Below are 23,646 nucleotides of genomic sequence, written 5' to 3'. Positions count from 1 at the left end.
GTATCATCACGCCATGACGGATGATCTATCAAATAGCGCCGCAGCGCATACAGATATTGCGCAGGCAGCTATCAATAACAAAGCACGCAACGGCATGAGTGCGGCAGCAATCGCCCACCCCAGCGTGGGGTTCATGCTGCAGCATCCGGCCCATTTGATTGCTCTGGGCTTTGGCTCCGGCCTGCCCCGCGTCGCCCCCGGCACGGTGGGCAGCCTGTGGGCCTGGCTGGCCTATCTGGTGCTGGCACTGTGGCTGAGCCCGGCACAGATCGGCTGGCTGATTGCCGCCAGCATTCCCCTCGGCTGGTGGGCCTGCACCGTCACCGCAAGGCATATGCGCGTGGCCGACCCCGGCCACATCGTCTGGGACGAAGTGGTCGCCATGTGGATTGTTCTGTGGCTGTGCATGCCCATGGGCTTCTGGGGGCAGCTGGCCTGCTTTGCGCTGTTCCGCTTTTTCGATGCCGTCAAGCCCCAGCCCGTCAAATGGGCCGACCGCCTGTTCAAAGGCTTCGGCCCGCGCGGCGGCTGGGGAATCATGTGGGATGACCTGGTTGCTGCCTTCTGCACCCTGCTGGTCGTGGCCCTCTGGCGGCATTTCTTCTGACCGCGTGAGTCCTGGAGGAGACGATGAGCAAACAAGAAGCCCATATCGAAGAACTGGTTCAGCAACTGGCAGCCAGACTGAGCGACAAAGGCTGGATGCTGGCCACCGCCGAAAGCTGCACCGGCGGCATGATTGCCGCAGCCTGCACCGATCTCGCAGGCTCCAGCCAATGGTTCGAGCGTGGTTTCGTGACCTACTCCAACGAGGCCAAGACCGAGATGCTGGGTGTGCCCGCCGAGCTGATCGCCAGGCACGGAGCCGTCAGCGAGGAAGTCGTGCGCGCCATGGCCGAGGGCGCTCTCCGTCACTCGCGCGCCCAGGTCAGCATTGCCGTAACGGGGGTTGCGGGCCCAAGCGGAGGCTCTGCCGAAAAGCCTGTGGGCACGGTCTGGGTGGGCTGGGCAGTCCAGAACGCCATCCATAGCCAGTTGCTGCAGTTGAGCGGCAGCCGCAGCAGCATCCGCCTGGCCACCACCCGCCGCAGTGTTGAGCACCTGCTGTCCGCCATCACTCCACCAGCACCACATTGCGCCCAATGCAATTGAGCTGTGCGCCGATATCTGTCTGGGCCAGATTCAGGCCCAGCAGATTCAACACCAGGTTCAGCACGGCATCGAGCACCAAGGTCAACGGCGCAAGAACCACGGCCAGCAAAGAGCCAAGCAAGCCCAGCTGATCCGTCAATGACTGGATCAAGCTCTCCACCAGATTGCTCTGGTAGATGGTTGCCCATTTGGCCGGCTCGCTCAGGTTCGGAGGATTCTGATAGTCAAGCCTCTGGGTTTTCGAGAGCAGCGGTATCTTGACTTCTACAGGGATCGACAACTTGGGGATCAATGGCAGCGGAAGAATGTCGACCGCGCCTTTCAAGGCCACCGTTCCCACTCCCGTGACGCCATTCACGCTCATGCTTTTCTGAGGCGAGCACATATGGTCGGTCAGCAAGGCGCTGCCTTGCGCCAGCTTGACATCCAGAGACAGGCTGGCGGCGACCAGTGCCAGATTCAGCTTCAGCCCGGTCACCAGATCGATCTGGGATGTCTTGGCTTCAATCCTGTCCCTGACCGGATCACCGATCGCACTTTGCGGCGGCTCAATCACCTTCAGGTTCAATCCAACCTCGACCAGACCCAGATTGAGATTGACGCCCACCTTGGCCGCATTCTGGCTGTTGGCCAGTTGCGCAACCGTGCTCACCAGGTCCAGAACATTCACGTCCGTTCTCAGAGCCGCCGACCCGAGGCCCGTGCCCAGCTTGAGAATATCCTGCAGCGCGATCTGAATATTGCCGACCCCCAGCGCCAATGCATTGAGCGCATTGACAGCCGCCAGACTGCCTTGCTGCGGCAAGGCATCCAGCATTGCCAGCATGACCTTGTCCAGCGTGACCTTGGTCTTTACGACCTGATCGTAATCACCGACATTCAGACCGGCCCTGACGGCCAGGGCATCGAAAAAACTCAACAAGCTGATGTTCGCATTGGCGATGCCCTGCCATCCGGCAACGCCCAGATTGATCTTGCCTCCGAGCATCCCGCCGACGACCGCATCCAGAAGGGCTGACTTTTCCGTATCCAGTGTCAACAGGGTCGAACGCACGGATAGTCTGGCGATCCTGGCCGACTGCATTGCTGTGGCCTGGGCCGATATCTGGCGCCCTCTTTCGGCTCCGGCGGCAAAGACAAACAGGAACGGAACTGTCCTCTGAAAAGACACCCTGCATGCATTGATTTCGCTGGCCTTGCTGGCGCTGCCAAAGAAGGGGCTGGCGCTTTTGTCCCAATGCCCGGCCTGTGCAGTCACAAGCTCGGAGACCACACTACCGTTGAGCGTCAGATTTCTCTCTGCATTGGTGCGACAAGAGTTCTGATCCAGAGCACCACTGGCCCCCGCCAGAGCTGCCAGATCCGCAATCTTCTGCAACTCGCGCTTCTGCCAGAACACATTGCCGATATCGATGGTTGCCAGGCAGATCACGGCAATCATCAGCCAAATCGCACCCAGCATCGCCACGGAACCCGATTGGCGACGAATGCGATCACGGCACAGGCCTTTGGCAAAAGACTGCATGCACAGAGCCGCTGTGAGCGATTAGCGACTACCGCCCGTTGAACTGCCCACCTGTGTTTCAGAGCTCTCCGGGATTTTGTGGGTAAAACTCTCCAGATAGCGCTGATAGGTGCGCTGGGCCACATCGCTTGTCACGGGATAGGCATTGCGCGATGCGTACTGACCGCTGGCCTGCAGCGCCAGCAGATAGCTGGTGGCCTCGCCCACACGATTGCTTGCCGGCGGTGTCAGGGACGCATTGCCGGGGGCCGGTGTCTGTGTCACCGCGGCCTGCGCAGTTGCTGCAGGCATCGCTGCCGCACTTCGGGGTGCACTCATATTGCTCACGCCCGTGCCGGAGCCGGTATTGCTGCCGGCCTGCGCCAAGGCGACCGAGGCCATGCCCAGTGCCATCAACGCCAAGGTGAATGTTCGGGCCCGCTGGATGAATGCTGTCTGCGTATTCATGAGAACTCCTTGAAGGTTCAGGGCCAGGCACGCTCGGGCGCACCCTTCTTGGCAGAAGCTGCCGGCTTGCTGCCGGCATCTTCATCGGGCGTCTCGAAAAACAAGCCGCCCGCCGCCGCGCGCTGGGGCAGCATGGCTTGCACGGCCTGCTTGCCACCGGATTCACCGCTCTGACGCACTGCGACAGGGTTTGCCGCAGCCATCACCACGGCAGCGTCTGGCACCGATCTTGTCGGGCGCACGGGCTGGCGCGAGATCACGGGCTGCGGTGCAGGCTCGGCTTGCAAAGCCGTTGCTGGCCGCGTCTGCTGCACTTTGGCGGGCATCGCCTCGGTAAGCAGAGGCTGTGCAGGCTTGGGCGTCTCCTGCTTCGCGGACCGAGAAGCCGTCGCCATGGCCGCCTCCGGCGGCGGTGCCGTTTTTGCTATTGATACAGGAGCTTTTTGCGCTTTATCTACAGTGATTTCAGACTGTTTTATATCTGAAATCCTTTCCAATGAAGCGGTAACTGCTACATTGACAGGAGCATCCATTGCCTGCACAGGCACAGGCGGCGCGTAGGCATAGGTTTGCGCAGCCGCCGGCATCAATGGGCTCGCGCCCTGGCCGGGGTGACGCGGCCGCCCTGCATCGAAGCTGCCTCCAGAGACCATCCACTGACCACCGCCGGACGCCCGCTCCACACTCTGCGCCACCATAGGTTGAGCCTGGGGCAGCGGCAACAGAGTCTGGGGCACATGGGAGCGAGACGACACCGACCCCGGTGCCTTGACTACCACTACCGGAGCCTGTGCGGCTTCAGGCTCCGGTGCGGGCTTTTTTGCGGCGGGCACCTCCTGCACTGCAGCAGGCTCTGGCGCTTCGGCGGATTTCCCGGAGCTGGCCACGGCCTCGGGGGCGGTCTTCACTTCCGGACGAGAGAGGTTGACGACCTTTCCGGTCGCAGCCTCAGCAGGCTTTGCGGCGGCCAGACTGGCAGCCCTCAGCCACTGCCCGGCCTGCTCCTTGACCAGTTGCTGGGTCTGTGCGTCCAGCTTGCGCTGGCGCATGAATTCCTCAGCCTGCGCGCTCTGGCCGCTGACCATCATGAACAGGCTCAGGTTGACGTTGGCCTGTGCGTCCTCGGGGTTGAGCTGCGCCGCCTGCATCAAGGGAATGCGCGCTGCGTTCAGATCATGCGCACGCAGATAGGCATAGCCCAGATCGGTCAGCAGGCGCGAGTCCACGGGATTGCTCATGCGCGCCTGCTCCATCTGCTGAGCAGCACTGCGAAAGTCGCCCTGCTCGGCGGCCACACGGCCCAGGCCGTAGCGCGCGGCACCATCCTTGGCACTGCCCAGCAGGCTCTGGTAGATGGGGATGGCCGCACTGAGCTGGCCCACCTGACGCAATGCATCGGCGCGCAACAGCCGCGAGTCGCTGGAAGCGCCCCATTGCTTGTCCAGTGCGTCAAGGTGAGCGATGGAGGCATACCAGAGCGACTTGGACTGCATCTGCTTGACCAGAGAAAGGTAGGTGTCCTGCGTGTCGACCACCGCCTCCTTCTCCAGCGGCCTGTCTGCCGCAGCCTTGGCCGCAGGCGAGAGCACGGGCTGACTCTGCCCCAGCAGATTGCCCATGCTGGAGCAACCCGACAGAAGGGCTATGCTTGCAGCCGCCAATGGCAGCATCAGATATCGGCTTTCTTTTTTCATTTTGTCATCCCTCCCAATGCCCGAATCACGGCCAGGAACCCCGGTCCGGCGGTAATGATGATCAGGGCCGGAAGCAGCGTCACCACCATAACGCCAGTCATCTTGACCGAGATCTTTCCAATCATCTCTTTCATCTTGGCCTTGCGCTGCTCGCGCAGACGTTCGCCAAACACGCGCAGCGGCTCCTGCACGGCTCCGCCGTATCTGTCGATCTGGGTCATCAGCGATGTCAGGTTGGCCAGGTTGTCGCTCTGATAGACCTCGCTCATGCGAGCAAAGGAACGCTCGCGCGTTCCGCCCCGGCTGTACTGCTGGTTGGCCAGTTGTATCTCTCGCGAGAGCACGGGCATGACATTGCCAAAGTCAGAGCCGATCACCTGCAGGGTCTGGTCCAGACTCATGCCCGTGCCTTGCAGCAAGCCCAGCAAGTCGACGAGCAAAGGCAGCTCGCGGGCCACGCTGGCCCTGCGGCGGCGCGCCACGCTGCGCAACACCCATTTGGGAAGCAAAAAACCGATGGTGAAAGCGGCAAACAGATACAGCAAAAATTGCTTGCTGCCCGAAAAAACAAAGGCAGCAAGCAGCGAAAGCAAGACCGAAACAACGCAGCGCGCTATCAGGTATTGCAGCTGCGCGCGAGTCGATCCCCAGCCGCATTTGCTCAGCAAAATGCGGTCTTCCTGTGCAACCAGCGCCTTGCCCAATGATGTATTGAGCCAGTGCGCTGGCAGCTCGCCGTCGCCATTGAGCGAGCGCAGCAGATCTGCGGGCCTGGCAGGCAACGTCGTCTCTTTCGCCGCAGCCGCACCGCTGCGGCTCAGCGCATCCTGCACGACCCGACTGCTACGTTCACGACGCTGATGCGCATAGGCAATCAAAGCCGCGCCGACCAGCGCCGCCAAGGCCAAAAATGCAACACTCAACATCAGCAAAAGACGGGATGTCTCCATCAGTCAGCCCCCTCATCGAGCTTGGCCATGCGGTAGAGCAACACAACACCAAAGACCTGCAGTGCCGCCGCTGCCCAGATGATGTTGCGGCCACTGGCGTCATTCCACATATTCAGAAAATAGCTCGCGTTGAAGGAAATGATCAGACAGCACACAGCCACCGGCAGCAGGCTCAACACCCAGGCGGACATGCGCGTTTCGGCCGTCATGGCCGAGAGATCCTGCTCGGCCTGCTCGCGGTCACGCATGAAGTGGGCCACACGCTCCAACAACAAGTCCACCCGGCCGCCATAACGCACGCTGATGCGCAGAATAGCTGCCAGCAGGTGCAGCTCGTCCAGCCTGGTCTGCCTCGCTACATGGGCCACCGCATTTTCCAGATCCATGCCCGCGCGGGCCAGACTGGCGGCTTTTTCCATGACCGACTGCAACGGGTCTTTGGTGCTGGCTGCTGCCATCTGGAACGCTGCCTGAACGGAGTTGCCAATGGTCACCAAGCGCACCGTGTTGTCGAGAAAGCCGGGCAACTGCTGCGTGAGCCTGGCGCGGTACTTCTGTGCCCGCGTGTAAAGCAAAAAGAAGAAGCCAATCCCCAGCAGCACCAGCGCGGCACTACCGGCCAGCCAGCCGACCGCAAGGCCAACGGCCAGAAAAGTCGCAGCAATCAAGACCAGCCCGCCATAGAAAAGCCTGGCACCGACCGTCCCCAACAAAATCGCGGGAACCGGCCAGCCCGTTCTCTTTTCATTGCCCAGCAAGGCATCCGCCACGGAGCCGTCAAAAGCCGATGCCGCTGCATCCTTGGCGACAAACCCGGCGGCAGCTGCAGCACTTTTCTCCAGACTCTGCTCCAGATGCCGGGTCATACGGCGCGTCTTTTGCTGCCGGCTGACAACCATCCACAGCACCATGGCAGCTGCAGCCATCAGCAGCGCCAGACTCAGGAGTAAAAACGCATGGCTAGCCATGGCGCAGCCCCACTTGGCTTGCGCCGTTACCTCCCGCGTGCTGCAGCACCGCGCGATAGCGTGCCAGCTTTGGCGTATGAGGCACCATGCCCAGCGTGGTCCAACGCTCCAGATCCTCGCCGTCGGGCTGGGGCAGCAGCTCGTGACGATAGAGCTCCTGCGTGGCAATCACGCTATCGATAATGCCCGTGACTTCGGTGATCGATGTGATGCGCCGCTTACCATTGGGCAGGCGGCTGATCTGCACGATGAAGTCGAGTGCATTGGCAATCTGGCGGCGCAGGCTGACCTCGCTGCCCTGAAAGCCCGCAAAGCCCGCGAGCATCTCCATACGGTGCAGACACTCGCGAGGAGAGCTGGCATGGATGGTGGCCATGGAGCCGTCGTGACCGGTGTTCATGGCCTGCAGCATCTCCAGCACTTCCGCGCCGCGCACCTCGCCCACCACAATGCGATCCGGGCGCATGCGCAGGCTGTTGCGCAGCAGGTCCCGAATGGAGACCACCCCCGCTCCTTCAAAGCCACCGGGGCGGCTTTCCATGCGCACCACATGAGGGTGAGGCAGCGTCAGCTCGGCCGTATCCTCAATCGTCACCACCCGCTCATTGGCGGGGATAAAGCCCGCAATCGCATTGAGCATCGAGGTCTTGCCGCAACTGGTGCCGCCGCTGATGAGAATATTGCAGCGCTCGCGCACCGCCAGCTCCAACAAGCGGGCCATGCCTTCGTCCATGGTGCCGAAATCAACCAGATCCTGGACCCGCAGCGGATCATTGCGAAACTTGCGTATGGATACCGCCGGCCCGTCCAGCGACAACGGCTCGATCACCACATTGATACGGCCACCGTCCGGCAAGCGCGCATCGACCATGGGCGTGGATTCATCGAGGCGGCGGCCCAGCGGGGAGATGATGCGACGCACGATGCGCAGCACATGGGCGTTGTCGGTGAAGTGCAAGGCCTCCTGCTGCAAAATTCCCTTGCGCGAGACAAAGACGCGCTGGTAACCGTTGATCAGAATGTCTTCCACTTCCGGATCTGCCATCAGGTCATCCAGCGGCCCCAGCCCCGACAGTTCCTTGTTCAGGGCCTGTGCAATCCATTGCACCTCCTCGTCGTTGACGGGAAAGCGCTGCTGACGCACAAACTGCTCCAGCTCCTGGTGCACAAACTGGCGCACACGGCTGGTTGACCATTTGGCAAACACCGCGCCGAGCTCCTCCACACGCGTGAGCAAATGCTCGTGTGCGACGTTCTTGATCAGCAGCAGCTGCTTGGAGTCCGAAAAATGACTGCTTTTTTCGGCGAAAACAATGTCCATGCTCATTCGCCTCTCCTCAATCGCTTGGCCCATTGCCCCAGAACGCCCGGCGCTGGCACCGCGACCTTGTCGGCTGCAACCGCTCCGCTCAGCAATGCTCTGGCCATGCTTCTGACACAGGTCACATAGGGATCACCGCGCAGCGACTGCGACAACAGCTGACCGCAGCTGGCCGCATTCAGCAAAACCGTGGATCGGTCCGGAACCACGTGCAGCAGCTCCAGACCAAGGCGCTGCGCAACCTCTTTGGCGGGCAGGCCGGCTTGTGCATTGAAGCGGTTGAGCACCAGCTTGAGCGTGCTGCGATTCACGCCCTTGGCATCAAGCTCCTTGAGCATCTGAGCCGTAGACACGATGCCTCCCAGCGACTGGTCACAAACCACCCAGCCCTGTCCGCTCTCGCGCAGCAAAGGTGCCAGAAAATCAGCCTGTACCATACCGCCCAGATCGATCACCTGCACCCCAAGCAAGCTCTTGAGCGTGTTGACTACGCCCGCTGCAGCCGCAGGGCTGACTTCGCGCAACATGCCCAGATCGGAAGGCCAGGCCAGAGTCACAGCGCCGGTGGAGTGCTTTGCAAAGGCCGATTCGATCAATGTCGCGTCCAGGCGGCGCGTATTCTGAACCGCATCCACAAAGCTGAAGTCACCCGCGATGCCCAGATACAGCAAGCCATCGCGTGCAGGCAAACCCAGATCCAGCAATGCCGCATGTGCGGATTCATCCTGCGGCAACTGACTTGCGCCAAACGGCCTGGCAACCTGCTTTCTGTTCTTGCTGCCTCGCACGTCATAGGCATGCATTTCCTGGAACATCACGGCCAGATGCGTTGCCAGCGTAGTGACACCCATCCCGACACGTGCACCCAGCAAAGGCAGGGAGAAACCTTTGGTTTCCGGCTCCAGTGCTACAGCCGCAGGCAGTTGACTGCGTGCATGCATCTGATGCCTGACGGCTGCATTGGCCTCGCCTTCGGACGCATCCCAGTCAATGAATTCGGCCACACCGCAGCGCAGGGCTGCACGCATGGAAGCGGGCTCGGCAGCAGATCCAGCGCCCATGATCACCACACTGGGGAATGCGGCACGCAGTTCGCCGACCAGGGCGATGGCAGCCCCCGTCATGGGAGCAGAGAAATCCACCACCACCACGCCAAGCCCTGGCACCGAAATCGCAGCGTGAAGCGCTGCCAGATCGCCCGCCACCGGTATCACTTCCGCATCGCTACCCAGGGCACTCGCCAGCCAGAAAGCGTGCGATGACGACTGCGTTACCAACACCACGCGTGCATTGACGTGCACAGACCCTGGCTGCGCCGTATTGAGCTGGGAGGAGTCCATGCGCATATTCATGTCTCTACTCTGGCGCTCAGCGCGAGAAGCCCGGCGCCACGCTGGACGACAGACCACCCGCCACCCATGGGCCCCACACCGCAGGATCACGCTGCTCGGTGCGCCCGGGCAGCAGCGGCTCCACATTCACATCGCGGGCCAGCGGCTTGACCAGGCGCGGCGTCACCACAATCGCCAGCTCGCTTTCCTTTTGCTGGAACTCCTGACGCTTGAACAGCACACCCAGAATCGGGATATCGCCCAGCAATGGAACCTTGTCGGTGCCCGATGTGGTGTTGCGGCTGACCAGGCCGCCAATCACAAAGCTTTCGCCGTCGCCCAGCTCCACCGTGGTATCGGCACGGCGAGTGGTGATCGAAGGGACGGTCGCGCTGTTCAGGACAATGGTGTTGGCATAGTCCAGTTCGCTGGCCTCGGGCGCTACCTTGAGCACGATGCGATCGTTGGACAGCACCGTGGGAGAGACCGTCAAACCAATGCCGTAAGGCTTGTACTGAATGGCCACCATGCCCGTGCCCGCAGGCACGGGAACCGGCACTTCGCCGCCCGACAGAAAGTTGGCGCTTTGGCCGGACAAGGCCACCAGGGTCGGAGCCGCCAGCACCCGCGCCAGGTTGTTGCCTTCGAGCATGCCGATATTGACCCCGATGCCGGCCTTGTCGAATTGCATCAGCAGGTTGAAGGCCTGGGTCAAAGGATTCGCTGTGGCCCCCGTCGTGGAACTCCCACCGCTTGAGCCATAGGAGCCGCGTCCAAAAATACCAAAGCTGAAGCCCGAGCTGTTGGGAGACGTGCTGAAGAGGTTGAGCCCCACCTTCTTCATCTGGGTCTTGTTGAACTCGACTACCTTGACATCGACCTGCACCACATTGCTCTTGAGCTGGACGCTGGAGAGGTCCACTGTCTTTGCCTTGTCGGCGGACTGCGCGTTCGCCAGCTCGCCGGCAAACTGCTGCTCTATCAGGCTGGAAGCCTTGGCCGTGCGCAGTTCCACGCGCTGCTGCACATTGAGCATATAGGTCTGCGCCTGGGCTTCACCGCGCGGCCAGACCATGAACGATGTACTGCCAGGCTTGAGCGGGCTCAGCAGGATCTTGGCGGCAGCCCCCTTGCCCGCACGTTTGATATGCACAGCGGCGATCGTGTCGTCGCCGATGGCAATGCGTTCCACACCGCCGGGCAGGTTCAGCTCATGCTGAGCGCCCATGACCAGCTTGATTTCCCTGGCTGCTGTTGCTTGCTGCGCTCGGCTTTCGCCTGCATTGGGCGCCTGCTGCGCAAGGGCCAAGCCTGTGACGGCGCTCAATGACAGACCGCAGAGCAGATACAGCGGCTTCATTGACAGGGTGCGGGGCGAGATCATAGACGTCTTGTTATTCATAGCTCAGTACCGCACGGTTTGGGAATTGGCGCCACGCACGAATTCAACGGGCAGGGAAGGATCTGCGGATGCTGTACGTGTGCGCGGCACGGCAGGCTTGGCGACACCAGCGGTCATGGGCCTGGCCGCAGTCGTGCGGGCTGCCGAAGTGCCTGCAGAACCAGCCAGGCTGCTCATGGCCACACCGGCCTGCGCTGCGTCGGCACCTTCCAGCGCAGCGGCAGCAGAGCCCTTGGTCATGGCGACGGTCAATACGCCAGGCAGCGGAGCAAACTTCTCGCTATCCGGCTCGGTCATGTCCGTGGGATTGCGCAGTGCCAGCAGCAAGCTGCCATTGGAGCCGCCCAGCAGCAACTGATTGACCTCGGCCACCGGCACCGCAAGTACCGCAGTTCTGGCGTTGTCGGGAGCCTTGGCCGGCTGCTTGCCCTCTGTTTTCTCCGCCGAGCTCAGAGCATCCACCGATGCCGCACCATAGGCCAGCACGCGCTTGCGCGAAAGCAGCAAACGCGCCTGGCTCTGGTCGATTTCATTGCCATCGCGGCGCAGCGCAAAGAACACATCGACAAAGTCACCAGGTCTGATGCGATTGCCGGCGCCAATGCTTTCATCGACCTTGACCGCGACTGCACGCTCCCCTTCAGACAACTTGAGCGCCAGGCCAGTCACCATTTGCCCTTGGAATACGGGCGCGCCCTTGGGAATGTCCACCGCAGGAACGGCGCCAATGGCTGCCTGAATCTCGCCATAGGCACCATCGGGTTTGGCAGGCAACTGCGTGAGCTGCAGATCCTCGGCCTTGAGTGCCTGGCCTGCGGGAATGGCCTGCGCAGCCACCACCACGCTCATGCTCGCATTGGATTTGTTGTCGCTGGCGAAAGCTTGATCCTGCGGGGCCGGCGCCTGAGGTGCCCTGGCGAGCATCCATCCATAAACGCCCAGGGCCAAGGCCACCGCCAGCAAAACCCCGACCGCGATCTTTGCGACATTCACCATAACGTTCCCTCTTCTTACTGGGCCTCAAGGAGCAAGGCTTTATCGTTCTCAGTCAAGCAAGCTAATTTGAGCGACCGCTTGTCCCCGCAAAAGACTGGGAGTGGGCAGACTCAACACAGACCCCAGCAACCTTGGAATCAGCGGTGCAGAGGCATAGTTGTAATTCACCTGCATGGTCACGCAGTTCACCAGGCTGGCATCGTTGGAGGCAGTGAAAGATGCTGAGCCCGTGCCACACAGACCAGGCGTGGCATGCAGACCCGCAGCATTGCTGACTCCTGCGCTGCAGCCTGCAGAGCCCAAGCCGGTGCCCATTCTGGAGAGCCAATCCGTCGACAAGGCCGCCGTGGCGCAGGCTGCAGCCAAGCGGGCCTGCAACTGCGCTGGCTTGGTCATCGCGCTGCCGGAGGGAGCCGAGGGATATCGCACTGCGGCTCTTGCTCCTTCGGCGGCAGCCAAGGTCAAGGTCTGCTGTGCAGCAAAGATTAGGCCGTAAGTGATGATGGCGTAGAAAATCAGAAAGAAGATGGGAAAGACAATGGCAAATTCAATGGCTGCCGCACCTTGCTGTTGCTTTAATTGCATGCCCCTCCTTTCTTCTTGCTATTTATTAAGCATCAGAACAACTACCGTCGCCAACGATAGATAGGTAACATAAGGAATGAATCTTCTCCTATTCTCCTGGTGACTATCACTCCAATTTACTACCGGAACATGAAAATACTTCAAATCACTTCGCGCCACTAGGCCATGAACCACCGCAAATACGCAACTCAATGCCCATATAGACAATAATAAACTCCAGCCTACCCAAACTCCGAGAACAGTTGCAAATTTAACATCGCCAGCACCCATCATTCCTATTGAATAAAAAATCAAAAGAATAACAAATGCCGAACCTGCCCCTATCAATCTATCTTTTACAGATATATTTATGAAATCGTATTCAAAATTAGTCAACAATATAATTATTATTAATAAAAAACCAGCAAGCACAATCCAGTTAAAACACTTTCTATAGACAACATCACCTGCTGCGGCTATGCAAAGCCACAGCAGAAATGTCATGCCAACTAACACGTTAGTTGCCTCCAGAGCCAGCCCCCCCATTGGTGACAGCAACAGTTCCTAAAACATCGGTGATTCGCGTAAAAAGATTACCAATTGCATTACGAACTCCCTCCAAGGAGACGATCAAACCGACTGCAATCAGCCCTGCGATCAGGCCGTACTCAATCGCTGTTGCACCTTCTTCATCACGCCAGAATTTGATGATTTGGTCTTTCATGACTAGCTCCTTCAACAATCAGGTTTGTAGATCGCTGTGGCTGTTTTCGACCACCGCGGAACCTATCTTACGAAGCAAGAAACATCTTGAAATATTTGAAATAGCTATCAACAAATATGCAGCATAGCCCTCAACAATTTCACCCCTCGGGCAAGCAGGCACTGCCGCACAAAAAACCCCAATAAAAACAATCACTTCACAAACTGAAAGAGATCATCTGCAATTTTCCCGACGAATCCCTCACGTGTAGCTTCCGGTTCAATCTACGCAATCTTCATTCATTTCCTACAAGCTATTGGATTTCATCCTACATTCAGCAATCGGGTTAACCCTTGTTCTTGAATGAAAAAACAAAAAGGCCTGTCGTTAACAGGCCTTTTTGAAACAAAAGAGATCGCTCAATACAGCGACTCGGAAATCATTGCAGAGCTTTAATCAGTTTGAGAGCAATGTCCTGCAGCGGTGGCTGCAGTTTTCTATAGCAGTCGAGCAAGCGCTGCTCATCGCAGGGTAGCGATGCGGTCTCGGAATGCAGACCGGCCATCAATTCCAGCGCCGTGGTCTGCAGGGCGACGGCCAGTCTTGCCAGCGTGTCATTTTTGAGAGTGCGAATGGCTCCCGACTCGATCTGCGAGATGGCGGATGCAGTGACATCCGCCATCTGCGCCAAGCGTCCCTGGCTCAAACCCAGCGCCTGTCGCCGGGCGCGTATGCGCTCACCTAAATGCGTCATCTATCCCACCCACTCACACGACACGGCAATGCCTGCGCAAATGCTACGCGGCCTTTATTGAGTTTGAGCCTCCCGACGACCGAGACGCCTTGGCACAGGGCTTGGCAACGCAGCGCCCCCTGACTCGGAGGCAGCACGCAAAGACCGCCCTGCGGCGGTGCTCCCGCCCCTTGGCGGGAAAGCGCTCAAAGCGCCTCAGGCGGTGGCCCTGGTCAGGCCCCGTGGCACTTCTTGAACTTCTTGCCGCTACCGCAGGGGCAGGGGTCATTGCGGCCGGGCTGCTCGCCCTTGACGATGGTTTCCTGGCGGGGGCCCATGCTCTTCCACAGGCGGTACAGGTCATACACGGCCCAGATGGCTTCGCCAAAGGCATCCACACGTTCCTGGCTGGTCGAGGCGGGGCCGGCTTCGTCGTACAGATTCAGAGCCGGCTCGTCGGTGTCGTCTTCGGTCAGGTTGACGATGAACTCCATGGCCGCATCCAGCAACTGGGCCGCTTCCTTGTCGCGGGGCGCCGCCCATTCGTCGGCCCAGTTCTCCACCACGAACATGAAGCCCAGCGCCCACACTTGCGAGAACGAGGGCACTTCTTCGTCAGCCAACTCAGCCTGCTCGGCTTCGGGCAGGATGGCGATGGCGCCACGCGTGTCCAGAGCTTCGGGCTGGAAGGCGGCGTCATCTGCCAGGGACTTGATGTCGGCATCGAGCTGCTCGCGCACTTCGGCCAGGCGCAGCTCGAACAGCTCCATGAAACGTGCCTGCTGGGCCTCGTCCTTGAAGACTTCCAGCTTGGGCAGGGGCTGGCCTTCGGCCACTTGCAGGGCTTCGCCATCGCCCAGCAACATGGGCATGTATTCGGCTGCGGCGATGGGGCGGCGCGTGCAGACCAGAGCGGTCAGGAAACCGTCACAGAATTCCCACTGGGGAATTTCTTCGCCGCGAGTGCGCAACTCATCGAGCAGCGCATCCAGCTCTTCGAGCTGATCGTTGCTCAGTGCGCCCTCGGGCATGTCGACGAGGACCGAGTCTTCTGCTGCGGAGTTAGGTGCTTGTTCTTGCATAGGGAAAGGCTTTTATGATGGCCCGGACCGTTTCATCACTATCGAAGTGCAGGGCCGGAAGATGGAGCTGGGGGCAGGATGCTCCCGTACAGGCTGGATTTTAGCGGGCCACCATCAACACACCCTGCCATGGGAGTATCTGCAGTGCATCGCTTCTTCAACAGTCTGCCTCTGCGCTATAGCGCGCTAATCATTTCGGTGGTCGTACTGGGCATCTCGCTCTACACGCTGACGACAGCAGACAGGGGGCTTGGATGGTTGATTGCGTCGACCCTGCTGGTGCTGCTGGGCATCTGGGATCTGCTGCAAAAGCAGCATGCCATTCTGCGCAACTATCCCGTCATGGGACATTTGCGCTTCATCTTCGAATTCATCCGTCCCGAGATTCGCCAGTACTTCATCGAAGGCGACACCGAGGCCCAGCCTTTCTCGCGCGCCCAGCGCTCGCTGGTCTATCAGCGTGCCAAGGGCCAGGTCGACAACCGGCCGTTCGGCACCCAGCTTGACGTGAGTCAGCAGGGCTATGAGTGGGTCAACCACTCTCTGCAACCCACCAAGCTCAGCTCGCACGACTTCCGCCTGTGGATTGGAGGCACGCAGGAACAACCCGCTGAAGGAGTGGATCCCTGCACCCGCCCCTATCACGCCAGCGTCTTCAATATCTCGGCCATGAGCTTTGGCGCGTTGTCGGGCAACGCCATCCAGGCGCTGAACCAGGGCGCGAAGATGGGCGGCTTCATCCACGACACGGGCGAAGGCTCGATCAGCCAGTACCACCGCATGCATGGCGGCGATCTGATCTGGGAGGTGGCTTCGGGCTACTTCGGCTGCCGCAATGCGGACGGCACGTTCAGCGAAGAGAAATTCATCGCCAACGCCACTGATCCGCAGGTCAAGATGATAGAGATCAAGCTCAGCCAGGGCGCCAAACCCGGCCATGGCGGCATGCTTCCCGGTGCCAAGGTCACTCCCGAAATTGCAGCAGCACGCGTTATACCCATTGGCGTGGACTGCATTTCGCCGTCCAGCCACAGCGCATTCTCCACCCCTGTGGAGCTGATGCAGTTCATCGCCAGGCTGCGCCGTCTTTCAGGCGGCAAGCCCACGGGCTTCAAGTTCTGTGTCGGTCATCCCTGGGAATGGTTTGCCATGGTCAAGGCCATGCTGGAAACCAATATCACGCCCGACTTCATCGTCGTCGATGGTGCCGAAGGCGGCACGGGCGCTGCGCCGGTGGAGTTTGTCGACCATGTGGGCGTACCGCTGCAGGAGGGCCTGCTGCTGGTGCACAACACGCTGCTGGGAGTGAACCTGCGCCAGCGCATCAAGATCGGCGCGGCCGGCAAGGTCATCACGGCCTTCGACATTGCCCGCATGATGGCCCTGGGTGCCGACTGGTGCAATTCGGGGCGCGGCTTCATGATGGCGCTGGGCTGCATCCAGGCCCAGAGCTGCCACACTGGCACCTGCCCCACGGGCGTCACCACGCAAGACGCCGTGCGCCAGCAGGCGCTGGTCGTGCCCGACAAGGCCACGCGCGTGGCCAACTTCCACAAGAACACCTTGCATGCGCTGCAGGAGCTGGTTCAGGCCGCCGGCCTCAGGCATCCCAACGAGATCACGGCCCACCATATCGTGCGCCGGCTGGACGACACCCAGGTCAGCCTGCTGTCCAACCTGATGCTGCGCGTGGAGCCGGGCTGCCTGCTCAAGAGCCTGGAGCGCCAGCACAAGGTCTTCCAGAACTACTGGCCGCTGGCCACGGCACAGAGCTTTCAGCCGCTGCACGAGCCCGTGTTGCGCCCCTCTGCTGCGGGCAGTTCCGACAACGCGGCACAATCGCAGGCTTTTCCCCAGCGCAACGGCATCTGGACCTGAGAAGCCAGAGCCTCGCGCGCCTGACAGACCCCACGCCGTGCCATCTCAGGATATTTCCGCCCCAGAGCAGATGCCATCTGCGCAGACCGCCATCGATTACCAGGCATTCCTGCGCGAGCATCTGGACCAGCCTCATAGCATCATGCGCTATGAACTCGCGCATGAAACCCTGTGGGTCAAGCGCGCCAACAAGGGCAACCCGGCCCTCAACTACTGGCTGCTGAGCACGCTGGCCAAGCTGTTCCGGGCCGCCGTGCTGCAGCCCGTGCCCAACCCCGGCGGTCCCGAATCCCTGCAAACCGAAGTGCGCCGCCTGCGCAGCTTCATGGCCAAGGGCCTGCGCGTGCCGCAAGTGCTGGCCACGCACGAGCAGGCCTTTGTGATGCGCCATCTGGGCCGCCCGGGCGAAGAGGCGCCGTCCCTGAGCAATGCCATCGAAGATGCGATTGCCCGGGGCGCGCAGCCTACGCTGCAGCTCTGGCAAAAAGGCCTGGAGGCCATCGAGCAGGCGCATGCCCGCGGCGAGGTGCTGAGTCAGGCCGTGGCGCGCAATATGGTGGTCTGCGCCGACGGGGTCATAGGCTTCATCGACTTTGAAGACGACCCTGCGGCCCATTTGCCGCAAGCCGTCTGCATGGCGCGCGATGCGCTCAACTACGCCCAGTCCACAGCGCTGTTCCTGCAGCAGGCAGGTGCGCTGGAGCAGGCCCGACAGGCCTGGCAGCAGTTTGTGCAGCAGCTGCCCGCCGAGGCCCGGCAGGTACTGGAGCGCACCGTCAACAAACTGAGCTGGGTGCGCTTTCTGCCCCGCAGCAAGAGCCTGGGGCGCGACACCCTGCGGGTGCTCGCAGCCCATGACTTGCTGGCGCCTCCCCCGCTCTCCGCCTGAATGCCCTAAAAACAAGAGACGCCAGTACTGTCCTCGACTGGACTGGAAGCCTGAACGCCATGAAAAAAGCCCCGACCGTCAGGTCGGGGCTTCTTGATTCAGGCGTGGGTGCGCTCAGGAGTGAGCGGACACCGCCTCGTTTTCTTCCTGGCCTGCCAGAGCCGCATCCAGCTTGTCGTGGTCCAGCGCGTCTTCCCACTTGGAAACCACCACGGTAGCGACGGCGTTACCGATGAAGTTGGTCAGCGAACGGCATTCGGACATGAAGCGGTCCACACCCAGAATCAGAGCCATGCCGGCCACGGGCACCTCGGGCACCACGGCCAGGGTCGCGGCCAGGGTGATGAAACCAGCCCCCGTCACACCCGCCGCGCCCTTGGACGACAGCATGGCAACCAGCAGCAAAGCGATCTGGTGGCCCAGGGTCAGATGGGTATCGGTCGCCTGGGCAATGAACAGCGCAGCCAGCGTCATGTAGATATTGGTGCCGTCCAGGTTGAAGGAGTAACCGGTAGGCACGACCAGACCGACGACGGACTTGCTGCAGCCGGCTTTTTCCATCTTGTGCATCAGCGAAGGCAGAGCCGATTCGGAAGACGATGTGCCCAGCACCAGCAGCAATTCGTCCTTGAGGTACTTGATCAGCTTGAACACGGAGAAGCCGCACAAGCGCGCCACCGCACCCAGGATCACCAGCACGAACAGGGCCGAGGTGATGTAGAAGGTCAGCACCAGCTCGGCCAGGTTGACCAGCGAGCCCAGACCGAACTTGCCGATGGTGAAGGCCATGGCGCCAAACGCGCCGATGGGAGCGAACTTCATCACGATGTTGACCAGCTTGAACACGGGCTTGGTCAGGGCTTCAAAGAAGCTCAGTACGGGCTTGCCAGCCTCGCCGACCATGGCCAGGGACACGCCGAACAGCACGGCCACCAGCAGCACCTGCAGGATGTTGTCGCCCACGAACGGACTGATCAGCGTCTTGGGGATGATGTCCATCACAAAGCCGGTCAGCGTCATCTCGTGCGACTTGGCCACATAGCCCTTGACGGCCGTCTGGTCCAGATCGGCGGGGTTGATATGCATGCCGGCACCGGGCTGCATCACATTGGCCACGATCAGGCCCACAACCAGCGCCAGCGTGGAGAAGGTCAGGAAATACGCCATGGCCTTGCCGAACACACGACCCACGGCGCTCAGGTGCGTCATGCTGGCGATGCCGGTGACGATGGTCAGGAAGATCACCGGCGCGATGATCATCTTGATGAGCTTGATGAAGGCATCGCCAAAGGGCTTCATGGCCTCGCCATAGGCGGGCTCGAAATGCCCCAGCAGCACGCCCACGATGATGGCGAACACCACCTGGAAGTAGAGCTGACGGTAGAACGGCAAGTGCTCGCGCGGAGCAGATTCGGTGGGCAGAGTGTGCACGCTGCATCTCCAAGATTGCAGGCGCACCACCGTGGTGCGCCGAATTGCTGCCGTTTGTACTCCCGCGCCCTTTTTGTGCCGATAACCCATTGGTATTAGGTCGGGATGCGCTCCTAGGGAGAGCATGCACCAACTCAGGGAAATCCCTAGGCGTCACAATCCGCACTGAACCTGCTCCAGAGCCACACTGGGCTCCTTGATCACCCCACCTCGTCATGCGTCTTGCGCGAAACCTTGCCCGAAACCGACTGTTTCTGACCCTTGTCATCGTGCTCAGCGGCATGCTGCTGAGCATGTGGGCCGCCAGTCGCGTCGCGCTGCAGACCTCTTTGCACGATGAAAGCGAGAGCGTGCAGCGCCAGCTCACGCTCTATGCCCAAGCCATGGTGCAGCGCGTGGATCGCTACCGCACCCTGCCCGAAGTGCTGGCGCTCGATGCCGAACTCAAGAGCGCGCTCAGCCATCCACTCAGCGCCACCGAGGTGGACAGGCTCAACCACAAGCTGGAGCAGGCCAACGGCGCCAGCCAGGCCTCCACGCTGACTCTCATCGACAAAAGCGGCAAGGCCCTGGCCGCCAGCAACTGGCGCGACTCGCACAGCAATGTGGGCGAGGACTACAGCTTTCGCCCCTATGTGACCCAGGCGCTGAGCCAGGGCAGTGGCCGCTTCTATGGCATCGGCCTGACCACAGGACTGCCCGGCTACTTTCTCTCTCAGGCCATTCATGATGAAGACGGCTCGGTGCTTGGACTCATCGCCATCAAGATCCTGTTTCAGGAGCTGGAAGGCGAGTGGAGCCAGTCGCCCGACATTGTTTTCGCCACGGACGAGCATGGCGTGGTCTTTCTCTCCAACCGCGACGAATGGCGCTACCGCCTGCTGGAGCCGCTGTCCAGCAGCGACCAGCAGGTAGTGCGCGAAACCCATCAATACGCGGGCCAGGCCCTGATCGCGCTGGGCTATCGCACCAGCCGGCAGCCTGCCGGCATCGGCATGCTGGCTCACTTCAGTCAGCCTCCGCTGGTCGACCCCATGCTCTGGCTGCGCATGGAACTCCCTGAAAGCCAATGGCAGTTGCACCTGCTGCACGACATCGTCCATAGCCAGACGGCCAGCCACTGGGCGGCAGTGGCCGCCGGCGGCCTGTGGCTGGCCGCATCGCTGCTGGTGCTCTATATCCGACAGCGCCAGCGCCTGGCAGCCCTGCGCCAGCGCAGCCGCAAGGAGCTGGAGACCGTTTTGCACCAGCATGCGCAGGAGCTGCGCACCGCGCAGGACGGCATTGTCCAGGCCGCCAAGCAGGCAGACACCGGACTTTCGCGCAGCCTGCAGCACCTGCCGCAAGGCGTGGTGGTGGTGGACCCGCAGTTGCGGCTGGTGGCCTGGAACTCGCGCTATGTGGAGCTGTTCCGCTATCCGTCCGAGCTGATGCATGTGGGCCAGCCCATTGAGGCCCTGATACGCCACAACGCCAAGCGCGGCCTGCTGGGCAAGGGCGATGTGGAGCCTGCGATCCAGCGCCGGCTCCAGCATCTGCGCAGCGGCAGCCCCCATCTGCACGAGAGCGCCAAGGGCGACGGCACGGTGCTGGAGATTCGCGGCAACCCCCTGCCCGACGGCGGCTTTGTCACCAGCTATGCCGACATCACCAGCTACAAGAACACGGCACGCGAGCTGCGCAATCTGGCCGATACGCTGGAAAAGCGCATTGCCGATCGCACCCGAGACCTGGCCCAGGCCAAACAGGAGGCCGAGCGCGCCAACCGCTACAAGACCCGCTTTGTCGCCTCGGCCGTGCATGACCTGCTGCAGCCGCTGAATGCGGCGCGCATTTTCACCAGCCTGCTGCCCACCTATCTGCACGATGAGGCCGGCCGCCAACTGGCCCAGCGGGTGGACAAGGCGCTGGCCTCTCAGGACGCCATCCTCACCAGCCTGCTCGATATCTCGCGCATGGAATCGGGCCAGCTCGAAGTCCGCGTGCGTGACTTCGCGCTCAGCTCTTTGCTGGAAGTGGTGCACAACAATTTTGCGCTGCAGGCCGAAAGCGAGGGCCTGAGCCTGCACTGCATGCCCAGCCGGCTGATCGTGCGCAGCGACGAGGCCTTGCTGCGTCGCATACTGCAGAACTTCGTCTCCAACGCCATTCGCTACACGCGCAAGGGCCGAATCGTCGTGGGCTGTCGCCGCCAGGGCGACCAGGTGCGCATCGAGGTGCATGACCAGGGACCGGGCATTCCTCTGAGCCTGCAAAAGGAAATCTTCGAAGAGTTCCGCCGCCTCGACGAAGGCCATGCCGACGACCGCGGCACCGGCCTGGGCCTGGCCATTGTGGAGCGCCTGGGCAGATTGCTGGACCATGAGATCGGCCTGCGCTCCACCCTGGGCAAGGGCAGCGTCTTCTGGGTCAAGGTTCCACTGGGCCAGGCCGCCGCATTGACACCGGTCTCCAAGGAGCCTTCTCCCAGCGCCCGTGTGGACAGCCCGCTGCAGGGCCGCACCGTCTGGTATGTGGAGGACGATCCCGCCACCCGCGACGCCACCTGCGCCTTGCTCGAGCGCTGGGGCTGCGATGTGCCGCTGGCCGCCAATGCCCCCGAGGCCCTGGCCTATGCAGCGCCCGGCAATGCTCCGCAACTGGTGCTGCTCGATGTGCATCTGGGCCAGCTCTACGGCCCCGATGTCTATGCCCAGCTCTGCGAGCGCTGGGGCCGACAGCCTCCCGTCATTCTGCTGACCGGCGAAGGCGACAGCACACTGCGCCGTCAGGCGGCCGAACGCGGTTGGGGGTTTCTCGCCAAGCCGGTCAGACCGCCGGCGCTGCGGGCACTGATGAGCCAGACTTTTCTGCGCGGACGAGAAGGCGGCAGCGCCTGAAAACCAAAGTCATTTCCAGCTGCGGCGATTTCAGGGCATCGCACTCTCGCCATGAATTCAGAACCAGCGCCGATCTGCACGCCACGACTGCGCAAGCCCAGTGGCGGATTCTTCGCTATGCTGCAACAGCCTTTGCGGCTTTCAGGCACGCGGGCCGCTCAACCCTGACAGAGACAGCATGCACCATCATCCCGTTGAATCCGCCGTTCCACCCGGCAGCCGCATCGCACAACAATTGGCCGGCTCCAGCTTTCACGACTCCTGGAGCATCGTCTCGGACGCCACAGGCCTGTCTGCACTGGACCACTTCATTCTTGCAGCGCGCAAAACACCGCGCTGGATTGAAATCTGCATGCGTGCGCGCAATCTGATCGGCGGTCTGGCGGGGCTCAAGAACCTGGGCACCTTGTCGGCCCTGCAGCCCGGAAAACCAGCAGCCAGCTACGGCCTTGGCGACAGGGTCGGCATCTTCACGGTGTTCGAGAACACCTTTGACGAAGCCCTGATCGGCGACGACGACAAGCATCTGAAGGTCGTGCTCAGCATTCACCGCAAGAGCGACATCAGCTCCCCGGACGCCGTCATCACTATCACCACCGTCGTGCATGTCAAGAACGCACTGGGCCGCCTCTACATGCTGCCCGTCAAACCCATGCACAGGCTGATCGCGCCCGCCGTGCTGTCCTCCCTGGGAGGACGAACCCATGCCGCATGAGGGAACGCACCTCTGCATGCCTGCTCTTGCTTAGACAGTGGCAAAAGACATGCGCGACTACGACAGCCTGGCTCATCGACACTGCAGCCAAGACATGTGCGTGGAGCCGCCCATGTCACTCATTGCCAATCTGATTGGCTTTGTGCCTGCAGAGGAAGACTTGCACTATGCGCTGGGCTTTTATGCCGGAGGCAGCGGCATTGACGACCGCCTGGCTGTGCGCTGCCGAATCGATCTCGCGCATTGGCCCGATGTGGTCGGCAGACTGCGCCTGAAGTCCGTGCATGACGTATTGTGCGACGCCGGCTGGCAAGAGGATTTCCTCTGGCTGATCGATGCGCAAGATGTAGAAGGCCCGCTCCAGGCCCATTGCCATCGCTTCATCAATGCGGCAAGACAGGATTTTCAGGACGAAGTCGATCATCGCTGGGAGATTTTTTTCTCCCACGGAAGCGATATCAATGCATGGTGTGCCGTCTGGCGTAGCCAGGAGCATCTGAACTATCTAAGCTTCGACCAGGGCTGACATGCCGATGGCAGCCCGTCTCAACACAGGGGGATCGCCAGATGCTGAAGTCCTATCGCGCCAGTTGCCATTGCAGCCGGGTCCAGATTGAAGTCAGCCTGGACCTGAGCCAGCCCAGCTATCGCTGCAACTGCTCCATCTGCAGACGCAGCCGGTTCTGGCCCGCCATCGCCAGCCCCGAAAATTTCCGCCTTATCACGGGCGAGAAGGAGCTCACCCTCTATGTGTTTGGCTCGCAGAAGAACCAGCATTTCTTCTGCAAGCGCTGCGGCATCCGCGTCTTTGGCGTGGGCCACAACACGCCGACAGGCCAGATGTACGGCATCAATATCGGTTGCCTGGAAGAGATCTCGGAGCAGGAGCTGTCGCGAATTCCCGTCACCTATGTCGATGGCATGCACGATCGCTGGGACGCGACGCCGGAGTTTTTTGCGCACTTGTAGCCATCGAACTGCAACGC

23 protein-coding genes are annotated in these 23,646 nt (G+C 61.2%); 8 read left to right on the top strand and 15 right to left on the bottom strand.

All coding sequences use genetic code 11. The features are described 5' to 3' along the window. Positions 1–13 precede the first annotated feature (13 nt). Positions 14–607 (top strand): phosphatidylglycerophosphatase A family protein, encoded by a 594-nt coding sequence (locus QYQ99_RS14155; RefSeq protein ID WP_302088762.1) that lies wholly within the window; start codon positions 14–16, stop codon positions 605–607. Positions 608–630: 23 nt separating this feature from the next. Continuing rightward, positions 631–1,152, top strand: a complete 522-nt coding sequence (locus QYQ99_RS14150) for a CinA family protein (protein ID WP_302088761.1) — start codon at positions 631–633, stop codon at positions 1,150–1,152. Here QYQ99_RS14150 and QYQ99_RS14145 read toward each other — a convergent pair. From QYQ99_RS14145 to QYQ99_RS14080, 14 genes are all read right to left on the bottom strand, one after another. Next, positions 1,115–2,677: a pilus assembly protein TadG-related protein gene (locus QYQ99_RS14145; RefSeq protein ID WP_302088760.1), complete on the bottom strand. Its 1,563-nt coding sequence runs from the start codon at positions 2,675–2,677 to the stop codon at positions 1,115–1,117. The two genes, QYQ99_RS14150 and QYQ99_RS14145, sit on opposite strands and share 38 nt — an antisense overlap. Before the next feature lie 21 nt (positions 2,678–2,698). Then, complete coding sequence (locus QYQ99_RS14140; protein ID WP_302088759.1) at positions 2,699–3,124, bottom strand: DUF3613 domain-containing protein; 426 nt, start codon at positions 3,122–3,124, stop codon at positions 2,699–2,701. Between the two features lie 17 nt (positions 3,125–3,141). Beyond that, a complete protein-coding gene (locus QYQ99_RS14135; RefSeq protein ID WP_302088758.1) occupies positions 3,142–4,818 on the bottom strand; it encodes a tetratricopeptide repeat protein in 1,677 nt (558 codons plus the stop codon). Then, a complete protein-coding gene (locus QYQ99_RS14130) occupies positions 4,815–5,768 on the bottom strand; it encodes a type II secretion system F family protein (protein ID WP_302088757.1) in 954 nt (317 codons plus the stop codon). Before QYQ99_RS14130 ends, QYQ99_RS14135 begins: the two co-directional genes overlap by 4 nt. Further along, complete coding sequence (locus tag QYQ99_RS14125) at positions 5,768–6,736, bottom strand: type II secretion system F family protein (RefSeq protein ID WP_302088756.1); 969 nt, start codon at positions 6,734–6,736, stop codon at positions 5,768–5,770. Before QYQ99_RS14125 ends, QYQ99_RS14130 begins: the two co-directional genes overlap by 1 nt. Next, positions 6,729–8,063 carry a CpaF family protein gene (locus QYQ99_RS14120; protein WP_302088755.1) on the bottom strand — a complete coding sequence of 445 codons (1,335 nt, stop codon included), beginning with the start codon at positions 8,061–8,063 and terminating at the stop codon, positions 6,729–6,731. Before QYQ99_RS14120 ends, QYQ99_RS14125 begins: the two co-directional genes overlap by 8 nt. Next, positions 8,060–9,397 (bottom strand): AAA family ATPase, encoded by a 1,338-nt coding sequence (locus QYQ99_RS14115; protein ID WP_302088754.1) that lies wholly within the window; start codon positions 9,395–9,397, stop codon positions 8,060–8,062. The genes QYQ99_RS14120 and QYQ99_RS14115 overlap by 4 nt, the downstream gene beginning before the upstream one ends. Before the next feature lie 28 nt (positions 9,398–9,425). Beyond that, the gene (locus QYQ99_RS14110; RefSeq protein WP_409815248.1) at positions 9,426–10,790 is read right to left on the bottom strand and encodes a type II and III secretion system protein family protein; all 1,365 of its coding nucleotides are present in this window, start codon (positions 10,788–10,790) and stop codon (positions 9,426–9,428) included. Positions 10,791–10,793: 3 nt separating this feature from the next. Then, positions 10,794–11,786 (bottom strand): Flp pilus assembly protein CpaB, encoded by a 993-nt coding sequence (gene cpaB / locus QYQ99_RS14105; RefSeq protein WP_302088752.1) that lies wholly within the window; start codon positions 11,784–11,786, stop codon positions 10,794–10,796. A gap of 48 nt (positions 11,787–11,834) precedes the next feature. Beyond that, a complete protein-coding gene (locus tag QYQ99_RS14100; protein ID WP_302088751.1) occupies positions 11,835–12,371 on the bottom strand; it encodes a TadE/TadG family type IV pilus assembly protein in 537 nt (178 codons plus the stop codon). A gap of 18 nt (positions 12,372–12,389) precedes the next feature. Next, complete coding sequence (locus tag QYQ99_RS14095) at positions 12,390–12,854, bottom strand: A24 family peptidase (RefSeq protein ID WP_302088750.1); 465 nt, start codon at positions 12,852–12,854, stop codon at positions 12,390–12,392. A gap of 13 nt (positions 12,855–12,867) precedes the next feature. Further along, positions 12,868–13,074 carry a Flp family type IVb pilin gene (locus QYQ99_RS14090; protein ID WP_302088749.1) on the bottom strand — a complete coding sequence of 69 codons (207 nt, stop codon included), beginning with the start codon at positions 13,072–13,074 and terminating at the stop codon, positions 12,868–12,870. A gap of 418 nt (positions 13,075–13,492) precedes the next feature. After that, positions 13,493–13,807 (bottom strand): helix-turn-helix domain-containing protein, encoded by a 315-nt coding sequence (locus QYQ99_RS14085; RefSeq protein ID WP_302088748.1) that lies wholly within the window; start codon positions 13,805–13,807, stop codon positions 13,493–13,495. A gap of 212 nt (positions 13,808–14,019) precedes the next feature. Then, positions 14,020–14,817, bottom strand: coding sequence for a UPF0149 family protein (locus QYQ99_RS14080; protein WP_302093178.1), 798 nt, complete (start codon positions 14,815–14,817; stop codon positions 14,020–14,022). Between the two features lie 180 nt (positions 14,818–14,997). Between QYQ99_RS14080 and QYQ99_RS14075 the strand changes: the two genes are divergently transcribed. Both QYQ99_RS14075 and QYQ99_RS14070 read left to right on the top strand, forming a co-directional pair. After that, the gene (locus tag QYQ99_RS14075) at positions 14,998–16,746 is read left to right on the top strand and encodes an FMN-binding glutamate synthase family protein (protein ID WP_302088747.1); all 1,749 of its coding nucleotides are present in this window, start codon (positions 14,998–15,000) and stop codon (positions 16,744–16,746) included. A 70-nt stretch (positions 16,747–16,816) separates the two neighbouring features. Continuing rightward, positions 16,817–17,635 carry an RIO1 family regulatory kinase/ATPase domain-containing protein gene (locus QYQ99_RS14070; RefSeq protein WP_302088746.1) on the top strand — a complete coding sequence of 273 codons (819 nt, stop codon included), beginning with the start codon at positions 16,817–16,819 and terminating at the stop codon, positions 17,633–17,635. A 114-nt stretch (positions 17,636–17,749) separates the two neighbouring features. On the opposite strand, the gene QYQ99_RS14065 is transcribed toward QYQ99_RS14070, so the two are convergent. Next, a complete protein-coding gene (locus QYQ99_RS14065; protein WP_302088745.1) occupies positions 17,750–19,066 on the bottom strand; it encodes a dicarboxylate/amino acid:cation symporter in 1,317 nt (438 codons plus the stop codon). Positions 19,067–19,281: 215 nt separating this feature from the next. Between QYQ99_RS14065 and QYQ99_RS14060 the strand changes: the two genes are divergently transcribed. From QYQ99_RS14060 to QYQ99_RS14045, 4 genes are all read left to right on the top strand, one after another. Beyond that, on the top strand, positions 19,282–21,945 hold the full coding sequence (locus QYQ99_RS14060; protein ID WP_302088744.1) for a hybrid sensor histidine kinase/response regulator: 2,664 nt from the start codon (positions 19,282–19,284) through the stop codon (positions 21,943–21,945). Between the two features lie 178 nt (positions 21,946–22,123). Next, the gene (locus QYQ99_RS14055; protein WP_302088743.1) at positions 22,124–22,660 is read left to right on the top strand and encodes a DUF2867 domain-containing protein; all 537 of its coding nucleotides are present in this window, start codon (positions 22,124–22,126) and stop codon (positions 22,658–22,660) included. Positions 22,661–22,772: 112 nt separating this feature from the next. After that, positions 22,773–23,186, top strand: coding sequence for a hypothetical protein (locus QYQ99_RS14050; RefSeq protein ID WP_302088742.1), 414 nt, complete (start codon positions 22,773–22,775; stop codon positions 23,184–23,186). Positions 23,187–23,227: 41 nt separating this feature from the next. Beyond that, positions 23,228–23,629, top strand: coding sequence for a GFA family protein (locus QYQ99_RS14045; RefSeq protein ID WP_302088741.1), 402 nt, complete (start codon positions 23,228–23,230; stop codon positions 23,627–23,629). Positions 23,630–23,646: the final 17 nt, after the last annotated feature.

It is taken from the genome of Comamonas testosteroni, from assembly GCF_030505195.1.
In the GTDB taxonomy this organism is placed as follows: Bacteria; Pseudomonadota; Gammaproteobacteria; order Burkholderiales; family Burkholderiaceae_C; genus Comamonas; species Comamonas testosteroni_G.
This window is presented reverse-complemented; position numbering and strand designations above follow the sequence as displayed.

What these genes read in the sequence shown, in the direction of transcription:
- QYQ99_RS14155 (WP_302088762.1), top strand. Translation starts at nt 14, where the DNA reads ATGACGGATGATCTATCAAATAGCGCCGCAGCGCATACAGATATTGCG.
- QYQ99_RS14150 (WP_302088761.1), top strand. Translation starts at nt 631, where the DNA reads ATGAGCAAACAAGAAGCCCATATCGAAGAACTGGTTCAGCAACTGGCA.
- QYQ99_RS14145 (WP_302088760.1), bottom strand. Translation starts at nt 2,677, where the DNA reads ATGCAGTCTTTTGCCAAAGGCCTGTGCCGTGATCGCATTCGTCGCCAA.
- QYQ99_RS14140 (WP_302088759.1), bottom strand. Translation starts at nt 3,124, where the DNA reads ATGAATACGCAGACAGCATTCATCCAGCGGGCCCGAACATTCACCTTG.
- QYQ99_RS14135 (WP_302088758.1), bottom strand. Translation starts at nt 4,818, where the DNA reads ATGAAAAAAGAAAGCCGATATCTGATGCTGCCATTGGCGGCTGCAAGC.
- QYQ99_RS14130 (WP_302088757.1), bottom strand. Translation starts at nt 5,768, where the DNA reads ATGGAGACATCCCGTCTTTTGCTGATGTTGAGTGTTGCATTTTTGGCC.
- QYQ99_RS14125 (WP_302088756.1), bottom strand. Translation starts at nt 6,736, where the DNA reads ATGGCTAGCCATGCGTTTTTACTCCTGAGTCTGGCGCTGCTGATGGCT.
- QYQ99_RS14120 (WP_302088755.1), bottom strand. Translation starts at nt 8,063, where the DNA reads ATGAGCATGGACATTGTTTTCGCCGAAAAAAGCAGTCATTTTTCGGAC.
- QYQ99_RS14115 (WP_302088754.1), bottom strand. Translation starts at nt 9,397, where the DNA reads ATGGACTCCTCCCAGCTCAATACGGCGCAGCCAGGGTCTGTGCACGTC.
- QYQ99_RS14110 (WP_409815248.1), bottom strand. Translation starts at nt 10,790, where the DNA reads ATGAATAACAAGACGTCTATGATCTCGCCCCGCACCCTGTCAATGAAG.
- cpaB (WP_302088752.1), bottom strand. Translation starts at nt 11,786, where the DNA reads ATGGTGAATGTCGCAAAGATCGCGGTCGGGGTTTTGCTGGCGGTGGCC.
- QYQ99_RS14100 (WP_302088751.1), bottom strand. Translation starts at nt 12,371, where the DNA reads ATGCAATTAAAGCAACAGCAAGGTGCGGCAGCCATTGAATTTGCCATT.
- QYQ99_RS14095 (WP_302088750.1), bottom strand. Translation starts at nt 12,854, where the DNA reads ATGACATTTCTGCTGTGGCTTTGCATAGCCGCAGCAGGTGATGTTGTC.
- QYQ99_RS14090 (WP_302088749.1), bottom strand. Translation starts at nt 13,074, where the DNA reads ATGAAAGACCAAATCATCAAATTCTGGCGTGATGAAGAAGGTGCAACA.
- QYQ99_RS14085 (WP_302088748.1), bottom strand. Translation starts at nt 13,807, where the DNA reads ATGACGCATTTAGGTGAGCGCATACGCGCCCGGCGACAGGCGCTGGGT.
- QYQ99_RS14080 (WP_302093178.1), bottom strand. Translation starts at nt 14,817, where the DNA reads ATGCCCGAGGGCGCACTGAGCAACGATCAGCTCGAAGAGCTGGATGCG.
- QYQ99_RS14075 (WP_302088747.1), top strand. Translation starts at nt 14,998, where the DNA reads ATGGGAGTATCTGCAGTGCATCGCTTCTTCAACAGTCTGCCTCTGCGC.
- QYQ99_RS14070 (WP_302088746.1), top strand. Translation starts at nt 16,817, where the DNA reads ATGCCATCTGCGCAGACCGCCATCGATTACCAGGCATTCCTGCGCGAG.
- QYQ99_RS14060 (WP_302088744.1), top strand. Translation starts at nt 19,282, where the DNA reads ATGCGTCTTGCGCGAAACCTTGCCCGAAACCGACTGTTTCTGACCCTT.
- QYQ99_RS14055 (WP_302088743.1), top strand. Translation starts at nt 22,124, where the DNA reads ATGCACCATCATCCCGTTGAATCCGCCGTTCCACCCGGCAGCCGCATC.
- QYQ99_RS14050 (WP_302088742.1), top strand. Translation starts at nt 22,773, where the DNA reads ATGTCACTCATTGCCAATCTGATTGGCTTTGTGCCTGCAGAGGAAGAC.
- QYQ99_RS14045 (WP_302088741.1), top strand. Translation starts at nt 23,228, where the DNA reads ATGCTGAAGTCCTATCGCGCCAGTTGCCATTGCAGCCGGGTCCAGATT.